Origin of the sequence: uncultured Salinisphaera sp. (genome assembly GCF_964012375.1) — a bacterium.
Taxonomy (GTDB): Bacteria; Pseudomonadota; Gammaproteobacteria; order Nevskiales; family Salinisphaeraceae; genus Salinisphaera.
In genome coordinates, this window is the sequence record NZ_CAXGSH010000003.1 from 86919 (window position 1) to 99466 (window position 12548).

10 protein-coding genes are annotated in these 12548 nt (G+C 64.3%); 6 read left to right on the forward strand and 4 right to left on the reverse strand.

All coding sequences use genetic code 11. The features are described 5' to 3' along the window. The first annotated feature begins 37 nt into the window (after window positions 1-37). Entirely contained in the window at window positions 38-1396 is a 1359-nt protein-coding gene (locus ABNU97_RS01350; RefSeq protein ID WP_348764947.1) for a DUF3089 domain-containing protein, read from the forward strand. A 63-nt stretch (window positions 1397-1459) separates the two neighbouring features. Here ABNU97_RS01350 and ABNU97_RS01355 read toward each other — a convergent pair whose 3' ends face one another. Continuing rightward, window positions 1460-2809 carry a sorbosone dehydrogenase family protein gene (locus ABNU97_RS01355; protein WP_348764948.1) on the reverse strand — a complete coding sequence of 450 codons (1350 nt, stop codon included), beginning with the start codon at window positions 2807-2809 and terminating at the stop codon, window positions 1460-1462. After that, entirely contained in the window at window positions 2806-3225 is a 420-nt protein-coding gene (locus ABNU97_RS01360) for a DUF2231 domain-containing protein (RefSeq protein ID WP_348764949.1), read from the reverse strand. The genes ABNU97_RS01355 and ABNU97_RS01360 overlap by 4 nt, the downstream gene beginning before the upstream one ends. Before the next feature lie 292 nt (window positions 3226-3517). On the opposite strand from ABNU97_RS01360, the gene ABNU97_RS01365 reads away from it, so the two are divergent. From ABNU97_RS01365 to ABNU97_RS01375, 3 genes are all read left to right on the forward strand, one after another. Then, on the forward strand, window positions 3518-5011 hold the full coding sequence (locus ABNU97_RS01365) for a DUF2252 family protein (RefSeq protein ID WP_348764950.1): 1494 nt from the start codon (window positions 3518-3520) through the stop codon (window positions 5009-5011). A 255-nt stretch (window positions 5012-5266) separates the two neighbouring features. After that, window positions 5267-7750 (forward strand): EAL domain-containing protein, encoded by a 2484-nt coding sequence (locus ABNU97_RS01370; protein WP_348764951.1) that lies wholly within the window; start codon window positions 5267-5269, stop codon window positions 7748-7750. Window positions 7751-7867: 117 nt separating this feature from the next. Further along, the gene (locus tag ABNU97_RS01375) at window positions 7868-8782 is read left to right on the forward strand and encodes an AEC family transporter (protein WP_348764952.1); all 915 of its coding nucleotides are present in this window, start codon (window positions 7868-7870) and stop codon (window positions 8780-8782) included. A 17-nt stretch (window positions 8783-8799) separates the two neighbouring features. Here ABNU97_RS01375 and ABNU97_RS01380 read toward each other — a convergent pair whose 3' ends face one another. Further along, complete coding sequence (locus ABNU97_RS01380; RefSeq protein ID WP_348764953.1) at window positions 8800-9777, reverse strand: sensor domain-containing diguanylate cyclase; 978 nt, start codon at window positions 9775-9777, stop codon at window positions 8800-8802. An 18-nt stretch (window positions 9778-9795) separates the two neighbouring features. Beyond that, entirely contained in the window at window positions 9796-10974 is a 1179-nt protein-coding gene (locus tag ABNU97_RS01385) for a DUF917 family protein (protein ID WP_348764954.1), read from the reverse strand. 207 nt (window positions 10975-11181) lie between these two features. Between ABNU97_RS01385 and ABNU97_RS01390 the strand changes: the two genes are divergently transcribed. Both ABNU97_RS01390 and ABNU97_RS01395 read left to right on the forward strand, forming a co-directional pair. Continuing rightward, window positions 11182-11478 (forward strand): DUF3144 domain-containing protein, encoded by a 297-nt coding sequence (locus tag ABNU97_RS01390; RefSeq protein WP_293626800.1) that lies wholly within the window; start codon window positions 11182-11184, stop codon window positions 11476-11478. A 47-nt stretch (window positions 11479-11525) separates the two neighbouring features. Beyond that, window positions 11526-12548: DUF72 domain-containing protein (locus ABNU97_RS01395; protein WP_348764955.1), on the forward strand; the 1023-nt coding region annotated here is incomplete at its 3' end.

Genomic DNA, 12548 nt, shown 5'->3' on the forward strand with positions numbered 1-12548 from the left:
AGCCAAGCCGGCGCGGCTTGCATTTTTGTATTCTAGCGTGGAGTGTTTTGCGCGCGTGATCTCGCCATACTCGATTCGTTCGGCTTCGCTGCTCGCCCTCGTGCTGGCGGCGCTTATCCTACCGGCGGCGTGCATACGCGGCAACGATGCCCCGTCCAAGACCGCCCTCGCCGAGCAGGCCGGCGCGACAGCGCGTTTTATGGCGAAGGCCGCCTCGCCGGGTGAGAACCCGTATCGGGGTTATCACAGCCGCAACTACGACGAGGCGAGGCATTGGCTTTGCCACCCGGGGCAACCGCTGGCCGATAACGTGTGTCGCAGCGATACGCGGGCGACCGCGGTCGAAGCCAACGGCACGCTCAAGCCGCTGGATACCGATTTTGAACGCACGTCGGCGGTGGCCTGTTTCTATGTGTACCCGACCGCCAGCATGGAAATGAGCGCGAACGCCGACTTCACCCCCGACGACGAAACGGTGGCGATTACGAAAATCCAGGCGGCCTTGTATCAACGCGCCTGCGATGTGTACGCGCCGGTCTATCGGCAGTCCACGCTCAGCCTGATGGCACTCGACATGGTGCCGGGCGTCAAGCGCATGACGTCGCCCGCCAAGCAGGATGCCTATGCCATGGCCTATGCCGACGTGGTCGATGCCTTCATGCAGTTCGTGGGCGAAAACGACGGGCGGGGCTTCATCCTGATCGGCCACTCCCAGGGCTCGGAGCTGCTCATGCGCCTGATTCGCGACGTGATCGAGCCCGATGCCTATCTGTCTCGGCATTTCGTCGCCGCCCATATTCCGGGAGCGAACATTGCCGTGGCCCGCGTACCGGCCCAGGCGGATACCAGCTTTCGGCATACGCCGGCATGCCGCACGGCGAACGATATCCACTGCGTGGTCGGCTACAGCAGTTTCAGCCGCGACGACCCGGCCCTGGGAGATGCGCCCAAGTATGGTGTGACCGAGGCTGCCAATACTCAGGCGCTGTGCGTGAATCCGGCAGAACTCGTCAACGGCGGCACGCGCCTCGATGCGCGCCTGCCGACCGGCTATCCGCCGGTGTTTCGCCTGATCCTCAAGCCCACGGACGCCAACGCCGGTCCGTTCCGCGACCGGGCCCGCAACGAGGCAATCGACACGCCCTTCTATGCGCTGCCCGGGCGGGTCCACGGACGCTGCGTGGAACGCGGTGGCGCCCATTATCTGGCGGTTTCGATCGATTCGCCCGAAAGCGATGCCTTGATCGACAAACTGCCGGGCGCCTTTTTCGGCAATACCGGCTGGGGGCTGCACCTGATCGATATCAACGTGGCCCAGGGCGATCTCGTACGCCTGGCCACGCTCCAGGCAAAGGCATGGGCAGCGAGCAGCGCGGGGGAATCCGAGAGCCGTTGAATAGTCGCCGCGGTGCAGCGCCCCGACGCTAGAGCAGCGCCGGGGCATCGTTTGGGCAGGTGATTAGTCGCCGGTCGTGCCGTCTTCGGCGTTGTCCGGCTGCGACGTGGCGTCGTCCCGGGTGATGCGCCAGACCGCGTTGGTGAGATCGTCGGCCACGATCACCGCGCCGTCGGGGGTCACGCTCACGCCCACCGGGCGGCCGCGGGTCTTGCCGTCGTCGGTTAGAAAGCCGGAGACGAAATCGACCGGGTCGCCCGCGGGTTCGTCGTTTTCGAAGGGAATGAACACCACCCGATAGCCGACCGGATCGCCGCGGTTCCAGCTGCCGTGCTCGCCCACGAACACGCCGTTGGCGAAATCGCCGCCCACCTGTTCGTTCGAGAACGCCACGCCCAGCGGGGCATGGTGGGAGCCGAGGCTGTAGTCCGGCGCAATCGCCGCCTTCACCTTCTCCGGGTTTTTCGGACGTACGCGCGGATCGACGTTCTGACCCCAGTAGCTGTAGGGCCAGCCGTAGAACGCACCTTCCTCAACCGTAGTCAGATAGTCCGGCACCAGGTTCGGGCCGAGTTCGTCACGTTCGTTGACCACGGCCCAGAGCTGGTCGGTGCCCGGCTGGATGGTCAGGGCGGTGGGGTTGCGCAGGCCGGTGGCATAGGCGCGATGGGCGCCGGTTTCCGGGTCGATTTCCCAGATCTCGGCTCGGTCGACTTCGGCTTCCATGCCACGTTCGGTGATATTGCTGTTGGAGCCGATGCCGACATAGAGATGTTCGCCGTCGGCGCTGGCGGTCATCGCCTTGGTCCAGTGATGGTTGATTTCGGCGGGCAGGGGCGTGACCACTTCCGGCGCGCCGCTGGCTTCGGTCTGGCCGGGCTGGTAGTCGAAACGCACCAGCGCGTCCTGATTGGCCACGTACAGATTGTTATCGATCAGTGCCAGGCCGTAGGGGGCGTTGAGGTTGTCTGCGAAGACGTTCTGCTGTTCGTAGCTGCCGTCGCCGTCGGCATCGCGCAGCAGGGTGAGCCGGTCGCCGCTTTTTACCGAGGTCGTGCCCCGCGATTTGATGACGCCGGCAATGAAGTCCTTGGGACGTTTCTTGGGCGCCTTGCTGCCGCCCTTGCCTTCGGCGACCAGGATATCGCCGTTGGGCAGCACCAGCGTCTGGCGCGGCACCTTCAAGTCGGTCGCGATGGCGGTGATCGTGTAGCCGGCAGGTACGGTGGGTTTGGTATCGCCCCACTCGGCGGGCTCGGGAATCGTCATGTTGGGCAGCAGCCCGCGCTGCGGCTCGGGCAGGTTCGGGTTGGCGCCGAACTGCTGCTCGGAATTCGCGGCCGTGGCCGCGCCGGTAAACAGGGTAAGCGCGAGGGCGCTGGCACAGACGTAGACAATGCGGCGTGTATTCATGACCGGCCTCCGAGGCGGGCAAAACCGAGTAGCGTTGCGGCACAGGCCAGCACGGCAACGACGATCGACAGGATGAAGCCGGTTGGCATCATGGCCCAGACGTCGCGGGCATGAATCAGCGCGTTGACGAAACCCAGCACCCAGGTCGCCAGCAGTAGCAGGAAATAGAGGATGTACGGCCCGCGATGGCTGGCGCGGAACAGGCCGATCAAGCCACAGAGCATGGCAAAACCGGTGAACACGAGCGCGCCCGCGATCAGCCAGGAGGCGAAGGTGCTCCACTGCACGAGATAGGACGTGGCATAGGCGTAATCGCTGAGTGCCGCGCCGAGAAACAGCGGAAAGCTGCCGGATAGCAGCAGGCCGTGCAGCGGGTGAATCCCAGCCGTCGACGGTCGGGTTGAGGTGGCGTTCAAAACAGACTCCGGTGATACATGGGGCGGCCGACGGGTGCGGTCGCCAATGCAATGGTTGTTACCGTCAGTGTAGTGGTCGCAACCGCCGATTACGAAGATTTCGAAAAGAATCGCTGATTTTGCATGCGCTGTGGTGCAAGTCAGCCAGAGTAATCGAGGCTGTCAAAACGTCGCCGTGGTGCGCCCGCGAGGGTTTAAAGCGTGGCGTGCATGCGCCTGCACGGTGAGTCGGGCATGCTGAGGTTTGCGACAGGTATCCATATCGGGGCGAACCCCAAGGGACGAGGCAGGCATGACGCAAGAACCGGAGCAAACGCGCAAGGCGCTCTACGAGCAGGCACAGCAGCAGGGCATCGACGGGCGATCCTCGATGAGCAAGGCAGAGCTGGCGGCTGCGCTGGAGCGCGAATCCTTCGAAGACGCGCGGCCGGTCGTGGCGACCCGCTTCGATGCGTTCCGGCGCCTGGCCGAGTCGGTGGCGGCCGGCGAGTTCGTACTGCGCCCGCGTATTCTCAGCGGTCACGATCGGCGCCGTCACGTGCGCCAGTGCCTGCGCGAGGACCACGAGACACGTATCGCCGATTCCTCCGAGGATGCCGCGATCAAGTTCGACGAACTGTCGGATTCGCTGTATTCGTTCTTTCGCGGTACGGCCCTGCTGTTCTATCGCGACATGGCCGGCGAGGACGCCTGGATGCCCACCGTGCTCACCCTGGGCGACGTGCATCCGGAAAACTTCGGCGTGATGCCGAATGCGAACAACGTGCCGATCTTTTCGGTCAACGATTTCGACGAGGCCTATTACGCCCCGTTCACCTGGGACATCAAACGCGGCGCGGTCGGCTTCATGATTGCCGCCGAGGCGGAGGGCGAGCTCGAGCGCAAGCAGCAGATCAAGATCGTGCGTCGCTTCGTCAAGGGTTATATCGAAGACATGCAGCGCCTGGCGCGCGAGGGCACCGAACAGAACGAGGAGATGCGTTTCGACAACGCGCCCAAACTCATTCGCAAGCTGTTCAAGGAGGCCCACGAAGAACGTGCCGAGTGGTTGGTCGATGATTATCTCGACGAGACGAAGCGTGGCTTTCGCTCCACCGAGGAGCTGGTGCCGATCTCGTCGCGGCGCAAAGAGTTTCAGAAGATCACCGATCGTCTGGTCAAGAACAACGACATCGCCGTGCCCGAGCGGGCGAGAGGCATGCGGGTCAAGGACGTGGCGATCCGGCGCGGGCAGGGCACGGCATCGCTCGGTCTCAACCGCTATTACGTGCTCATCGAAGGCCCGCAGGCCGACGGCACCGATGACCTGATCATCGAATACAAGCAGGCACGTCGCTCAGCGCTGGCGGGCCTGGTGCCGCCCTCGGCCTACGAAATGGACGAGCGCGCCGAGCGCGTCAGCCATGCCCAGACCGTGCAACTGGTACGCGGCGACGTGTTCTACGGTCATATCGAATTCGACGGATTGAGCTATATGTCCCGCGAGCGCGCCCCGTTTCGCGACGATATCGATCTCGACGATCTCTCCAAGAGTCAGTGGAAGGCGTACGCCGAGATCTGTGGCCGTATGCTGGCCCGTGTGCACGCGCTGTCCGACGAGTCCGGCAAGATCGATTACGACATCGAGCCGGCCATCGTCAACGCGATCGGCCCGCCCGAGCTGTTCGTCGCCGATATGGTGGAGTTCGCCATGGAAGCCGCGGATCGGGTACGCCGTGATCATGCGATGTTCCGCGAAGATCATGCCCGCGGGGCGTTCGAACAGCTGGACATCGTGCACCGTTGATCGCGATACCGCGGCGGCCCCGGGCTGGTTGGCAGGCCGCAGCGTGCCGGTCTGGCGATTGATGCAGCGCATGCAAACGTAGGCGCGTCGGGCGATAATGGCGGCTCGCGCAGCGTGTTCGTCGGCCCGGACTCAAGCGCTCCAGTGTGCGGGGCGCCCGATCGGCCCCGCAACGCTTGCGCCGAAGGATTCGGGCAGCCGCCTGCGATCCGTCATCTGTCGTGCCGCAACCTGTTCCAGCCAATGAACCAAGACTTGCCCGTAGAACGCATCATGCAGACGGGTCTGCTCAGCTGCGATCGGCATACGCCGCTGGACGTGGCCGCAGCACGCATGGCCGAACGCCGCTGCAGCTCGATGCTGGTAATGGAAAACGACGAGCCGGTGGGCATATGGACCGAGCACGACTGCCTTTACCTGGATTTCGCCGACCCCGGCGCGCTACGCCAGCCGATCGGCGACCTGATGATCGAATCCATCGCCACGATTGCCGCCGACGCCTCGCTTGGCGAGGCGGCGATGCGTTTCGCTGCCGAAAACCGGCATCATTTTCTGGTGGTGGATGAGGCCCAGGCGCCGCTGGGCATTCTTTCGCGAAGCGATGCCGTGCTCAATCAGGGGCTGGAGAGCTACCTGCGGCTGCGCGAGGTGCGGCATGCCATGTGCAAAACGCCGCTGGTGTTGCCGGGTACGCTGACCCTCGGCGAGCTCGCCTCGCGCATGCGCTTTACCCACACCGATGCTGCGGTGATCACGCAGCCCGGGCAGGCTCTGGGCATCATCACCGAGCGCGATCTCGTGCGGTTCGTGGCCGCACATCCGGGGCAGGTGAGCGTGGGCGAACTGGCCACCCGACCGCTGTTGAGCGTGGCGCCGGGCGATACGCTGATTCATGCCCGCGATCAGCTGATCGCGAACCGGGTACGGCATCTGGCGGTCATTGATGAAAGCGAGCAGGTCGTCGGCCTGCTCGGTTTTCGCGAGATGCTGGACGGCAACGAGCAGTTCTATATCGAAGACCTGCGCCAGGCACTCGCCCAGCGCGATCAGGCGCTGTCGCAATCGCGCTTCAATCTGGAGCTGGCCGAGCGGGTCATCGATGCCTCGCTCGAAGGCATTATCATCACCGATGCGCAGACCCATATCGAGTTCGTCAATCCCGCCTTTACCCATATGACCGGCTATCGACCGGAAGAGGTGATCGGACGTACGCCCGCGCTGCTGTCTTCCGGTCGCCACGAGGCGGATTTCTACACGCGCATGTGGCATTCGCTCAAGAGCAACGGCTACTGGCGCGGCGAAATATGGAACCGGCGCAAGAACGGCCAGCTGTACCTGGAACTGCTCACCGTGACCGCGATTCGCGACGAGGCCGGCGAAACCACTAACTATGCGGCCTTGTTCAGCGACATCACCCATATTCGGGAAAACGAAGAACAGGTCCGGCGGCTGGCCTACTACGATGCGTTGACGCGCCTGCCCAATCGCCGCCTGCTCGAAGACCGTCTGTCGTTGTCCATGCGTCATGCCCATCGCAACGGCCGGCGTCTGGCAGTGATCTTCATCGACCTGGACCACTTCAAGCAGGTCAACGATTCGCTGGGCCATGCCATCGGCGACGAGCTGCTGCTGCAGGTCTCCCAGCGCCTGAGCGCACGCCTGCGCGAGGACGACACGCTCGCGCGCCTGGGCGGCGATGAATTCATTGCCCTGCTGCCCGATCTCGACGAGCCGGCGGAGGCCACCCACATCGCCGGGCGGCTGATCGCGGCCATCAGCGAGCCGTTCAAGATCGACGGCCACGAGTTTCGTGTGGGCGGCAGCCTGGGGATCAGTTTCTATCCCGATGATGCAGCGACCATCGACGACCTGATGCGCAATGCCGATGCGGCCATGTATCGGGCCAAACAGGAAGGCCGCAATACCTATCGGCTGTTCAATTCGAAAACCCATGTGCAGGAAAACCATCACCTGGCGATGGAAAGCGCGCTGCGCGATACCGCGGAAACCGGCGCCGGGCTCGACGTGCACTATCAGCCCATTTTCGATACCCGCAGCGGCGCCCTGCGCGGGGCCGAGGCGTTGCTGCGCTGGCAACATCCCGGCTTTGGCCACGTCGCGCCGGCGGATTTCATACCGGTAGCCGAACGCTCGGGCCTGATCCTGCCGCTCGGGCGGCGCCTGATCCGCAAGGTGGCCGCACAGCAGCAGCGCTGGCTCGCGGCGGGCCAGGCCGTGGTGCCGGTAGCAGTCAATCTGTCGGCCAAGCAGTTCTGGCAGAACGACCTGCCGGCGCGCCTTGCCGCGATTTTCTCCGAGCACGAGCTGCCGCCCGGCCTGATCGACGTCGAGCTCACCGAGAGCACGCTGCTGGATGAAAGCCAGCAGGCAACCCATATACTTCAGTCCCTGCGTGAACTCGGCTGTGGCGTGGCGATCGACGATTTCGGCACCGGCTATTCATCACTGCGCTACCTGCAGGACCTGCCGGTCACCACCCTTAAAATCGATCGCAGCTTCGTGGCCCGCATGCAGACCGCCCACGGCAGTCGGGCGATCGTGGCGGCGGTCAGCGGCCTGGCCCACGAGCTGGGTCTCAAGGTGGTGGCCGAAGGGGTCGAGCAGGCCTCGCAGCTGGCCGCACTGAAGCAGTACCCCGTGCACTGCGTGCAGGGGTTTCATCTGGGCATGCCGGTTGCCGCCGACGTGTTCGCCCGCGAGTGGCTGGGCTCGGCATAAACCTGGCTGGCGCACGCGCGGGGGCGGATGGCGATCCGCTGGCCACAACCGCGGGCAGGCAGCAGGCGGCCGATCAGCTATGCCGCCGTGAGCCTTTTTTGAATTAGGCTAGACGCGATGCTCGCGATTCAGAATGCACTGGGGCCCTTGTTTGCACTGATTTTATTCGGTGCCGTACTGGGGCGCCTCAACTATCCGGGCGGCGATTTCTGGCCGCGTGCGGAGCGGCTGGTCTACTACGTATTCTTTCCGGCTCTGCTGGTTCATACGCTGGCCACGGCGGATGTCGCCGATGTGCCGATAGCCCGGCTGGCGTTGGTGTGTCTGGGCACGATATTGGCGGTAGCGATCGGCCTGTGGTGTTTGCGCCGCTATCTGGCGCGCGGCGACGCTGCCTTCACCTCGGTGTTCCAGGGCGCACTGCGCTTCAATACCTATGTTGCGGTTGCCGGGGCCGGCGCTCTGCATGGCCAGGCCGGCATGGCGAGCGCAGCGGTGGTAATCGCCTTGCTCGTGCCGACGGTCAATCTGTTGAGCGTGGCCTGTTTCATTGGCGTGGGCACATTGGGCCGCAGGAGCCTGGCTCGCAGCCTGCTTGAACTGGTGCGCAACCCGCTGATCCTGGCGTGCGTCGTCGGCATCGCGCTCAATGCCCTGCATATCGGCCTGCCGGGTTGGAGCGGGCCGCTGCTCGAACTGGTCGGGCGGCCGGCGTTGCCGATTGGGCTGATCGCCGTCGGGGTGGCGCTCCGTCCGCGCTATCTCGTACACGGCGGGCGCACGCTCTGGCTTACCAGCGCCGTCAAGCTCGGACTCGTGCCAGCGCTTGCCATGACGCTGGCCTGGGCGATGGGGCTCGATACGGTCAGCCGCGACGTGGTTTTGTTGTTCACCGGCGTATCGACGGCGACGTCCGCCTATATTCTGGCCCGCCAGTTGGGCGGCGACGGTGAACTCATGGCGGCCGTGATTACGCTGCAGACAGCCCTCGCGATGTTGACGTTACCGCTGTGGCTGCTGCTGGCGGGCTGACCCTAGCGGGGCGTCGGTCAGGCCGCCGGGCCGCAGACCGCGTTGCGTCCGGCATCCTTGGCACGGTAGAGGGCGCGATCGGAGAGGATCATCAGGTCGTGAAACGATTGGCATTCAGGCGCCAGGGTCGCGACGCCCGTGCTGATGGTTACATGGATACTGTGCCCGCCGGTTACCGCCACCGGCTGGCGGGCCACTTCAAGTCGTAGTCGATCGGCCAGTTCCAGTGCTTCGTCCAGGCCTACTGCGGGCAATACAATGGCAAATTCTTCGCCGCCGATCCGTCCCACCGTGTCCACATGCGCGCGGGTGCCCCCACTGCAGCGCTGCGCGATCGCCCGAATGACTTCGTCGCCGGCGACATGGCCCAGCGTATCGTTGACGCGTTTGAACCAGTCGATATCGATGAGCAGTAGCGCCAGCTCGTGCCTGAGCCGACGTGCGCGCAGAAACTCGTCTTCGCCGGCTTTCAACAGATAGCGACGATTGCGAAGACCGGTGAGCGAATCGCTGGTGGCCAGGGCATGCAGTTCTGCGTTCATGCGTTCGAGCAGCGCGTTCTGCTCGCGCAGTTTGGCGTTGAGCGCCTGCAACTCTTCTTCCTGGCGCTTCTTGATGTCGAGGTTGAAGCTCACCCCACAGAAGCGGTGACCCGGGTTCTCGCCTTCGCGGTCCAGTATCTTGCCGTAGTTGGCATACCAGACCCAGGCGCCGGACTTGGCTCGAATACGGAATTCGCTGTAGTAGCGCTGTGTCTTCGCGGCGAGATGGTCGGCGATGGCCTGTTCCACCGCCGGTTTGTCGTCGGGGTGCATCAAGGAGAATATGTCGTCGATATAGCCTGCCGCTTCGCTCTTGTCGTAGCCCAGGTCGGAAAAGACCCGGTCCAACCCGAAGATGACTTCGCCGGTGAGCAGGTCGTTCTCCCACAGGTCGAGCCCGCTACATTCCAGCGCCAGATCCAGCCTTCTTCTATAGAGCGCTTCTTCTTCCATGCGGGCAGTCTGAGGTGATCAGCCGGGCACTCGGCCACCGTAGCCGATCGCGCGCAACAGGGTGGTAAAACTCTCTACCACGCCGGCGGCGCGACGAAAGGCGGGGGCAGCATCGATCTTGATGACGCTTAGGGCGATGCCGGTGCTACGTGCGTTGGCTCGATCATAGTAGGGCGCGAGGTCGTCGAAGGCGTTCGAGAAGCCGCGTCCCGTGTGCTCGGCGTAGTAGCAGATCGAGTCCGGTGCCACGACAAGCGGGGCTTCGTGCTGCGCAGAATACAGAATCAGATTCTCGTTCATGTTGTAGATGAAGTACGTATTGCGGCTCTGGCCGATATCCGGATGGTCGTCCAGCCTGATGGTGCCCACGTCGAGCGAAGCCAGACTGGTCGCCTGCTTGACGTCGGTGATGTAAACCTGGATTAAAGCGGCCGACGCGCGTCGGCCGGTGATCGCTGTAATGCGTTCAACCACCGCCTGCGTCGCCGGTTTTTCGTCCCCCTGCATGAGATATTGCCCCAATTTGCGCGTTTGTTCTAACGTGCCCGGCAAATAATTGTTTTTTAATGCGAACCCGTTGCTCCGGGTCGATGGCCAGAGCATGATCCCCGCATAGCTGCCAAATGCATTGACCAGACTGCCTGCCAACGACTCCACTTCGGCAGCGCTGGCGGCGCCGATACGGGCCGACCGGATTGCGCCGGCCGAGGCGGCATCATCGGCCAGCACGCAGGGGCTGGGTGCCAGCCCGGCGGCACCGCCGTAGACGGTCTGTGGCAGTTGGGGGACGGCACGGCCGGCGCCGTCGCCGTCGACCACCCAAGCGATCGTTTGGCTGTTCAATGCCGCCGCGATCAAGGGTACGGTGGAATTGATCGGCCCGATCTCGACCGGAATCACGCAGCGCGGCGTCATGCCGCAAAGCGTGCCGAAGGCGTCCACGGTGTTGTGCATGGCGCGTTCGATATCGGCCAGGGCCAGATCCTCGGCCGCGTCGGGCGAGCCCATCATGGCGAGTACGCAGGCATCGGTCGCGCCGTCGTAGTCGCGCACCTCGACGGTGCCGGTCCAGCCGCTATCGCCCAGCTCGGCGATGACGTTGTGTGCGTCGTGATAGCTGCCACCGCCACCGCTACCCAGCAGTGCCGCCCCCACGGCGATCGAACGAAAATCTTCCAGGCCGTAGCGATAGCTCATGGGTTTTTCAGGCCGGTTGGGTTGCTTCTACTTTGTCGGCGCGCGAATCGGGTTCTTAATTGGCCATTGCGCAAAAGTCCTTCTGCGCCCTGTGCGCTACCCGCGGGCAGGGGCCGATCTTGTTGTGTACGTCCCGGGGCGCGTTTCGTGAGCGAACGTCTCCGGTATCCTGTGCGGCCCAATTCATGTCTTCCAGGACAGGCGCCCATGAGTGGAAAAAGCCTATCTCCGGCGTTTCGCAGCCGCGCGGACGAAGTGATCGATATTGCCAACCGCCAGTCGCAGAGCGTGTCGGCCGGCCAGGTCAGTGCTTCGCTGATGTACGCCACGGCGCGGTTCAATGCCTTTCAGGTCGCGGCCACGGCCGAAACCCGCGACGATATGGCCGAGGAGCGCGACAACGCCATCGAGTACTTCACGGCCCAGTACCGCAAGATGTTCGAAGACCATTTCGATGAATGCATGGCGAACTTCGATCGTTATACCGGTCGCGACAAGTCGTAGGGGCGCCGACTTGCCCGGGGTGAGTGGAATCCGGCCAGGGGCGATCGATGGTGGCTGATCACCCGTCTGACCCGGCGCGCACCGGATCGCTGTTTGCCGATGAGGCGTCGGCCCACGCCGGGGTGGGCGCGGCCGTGCCGGATGAAGCGCTCAAGCGGTTGGCGGTGCAGCTGCCGGCCCATCTGCGCCTGGGGACGTCGTCCTGGCATTTCCCCGGCTGGGCGAACCGCGTGTGGGATCGGCTGTACAGCGAAAAACAGCTCTCGCGTGCGGGTTTGTCGGCCTATGCCCGTCACCCGCTGTTCGGGGCGGTGAGCCTGGACCGCGCCTTTTATCGGCCCCTGAGCGTTGCCCAGTACGCAGCCTATGCCGAACAGGTCCCGGACGGGTTTCGCTTTCTGGTCAAGGCGCCGGCCCGGGTGACCGATGCGCTTATTCGTGAAAGCGGCGGCCAGGGCGTACGCGACAACCCCGATTTTCTGGACGCGGACCTGGCCTGGCACGAGTTCGCCGCGCCCGCGAGCGAGGGCCTGGGCGAAAAGCTCGGCGCGCTGGTGTTTCAGATCAGCCCGCTGCCGGGGCGCGTGCTGGCCGATCTCGATGCCTTGATTGCCCGGCTGCACGAGGTGCTGTGCCGCATGCAGCAGGTCAAGGCGCGGGTGCCCCATGCCGTCGTCGCGGTCGAAGTACGTAACCCGCAGTGGTTGGCTCCGGCGTTCGTCGATGCGCTCAAGGACAGTGGTGCGACATACTGCCTCGGGCTGCACCCGAAGATGCCGGCTCCGGGCGACCAACTGCCCATTCTGCGCCAGCTCTGGCCCGGCCCCTTCGTGTGCCGATGGAACCTCAACCCCCGACACGGCGCCTACGGCTACGAGGCCGCGCGCGAGAGCTATGCCCCGTTCGACCAGATGGTCGACCCCGACCCGCATACGCGCGAGATCGTTGCCCGCGTGGCGGCCGGAACGGCCGGTCAGGATCAGCCGGTGTATATCACCATCAACAACAAGGCCGAAGGCTGTGCGCCGGAATCGGTGCGGGCGCTGGCTGATGCCATCCAGTCGCTGGCC

Bases quoted from the DNA above. Each gene is read 5' to 3' on its own strand.
- ABNU97_RS01390 (WP_293626800.1), top strand. From the start codon at position 11,182: ATGAGTGGAAAAAGCCTATCTCCGGCGTTTCGCAGCCGCGCGGACGAA.
- ABNU97_RS01385 (WP_348764954.1), bottom strand. From the start codon at position 10,974: ATGAGCTATCGCTACGGCCTGGAAGATTTTCGTTCGATCGCCGTGGGG.
- ABNU97_RS01380 (WP_348764953.1), bottom strand. From the start codon at position 9,777: ATGGAAGAAGAAGCGCTCTATAGAAGAAGGCTGGATCTGGCGCTGGAA.
- ABNU97_RS01375 (WP_348764952.1), top strand. From the start codon at position 7,868: ATGCTCGCGATTCAGAATGCACTGGGGCCCTTGTTTGCACTGATTTTA.
- ABNU97_RS01355 (WP_348764948.1), bottom strand. From the start codon at position 2,809: ATGAATACACGCCGCATTGTCTACGTCTGTGCCAGCGCCCTCGCGCTT.
- ABNU97_RS01365 (WP_348764950.1), top strand. From the start codon at position 3,518: ATGACGCAAGAACCGGAGCAAACGCGCAAGGCGCTCTACGAGCAGGCA.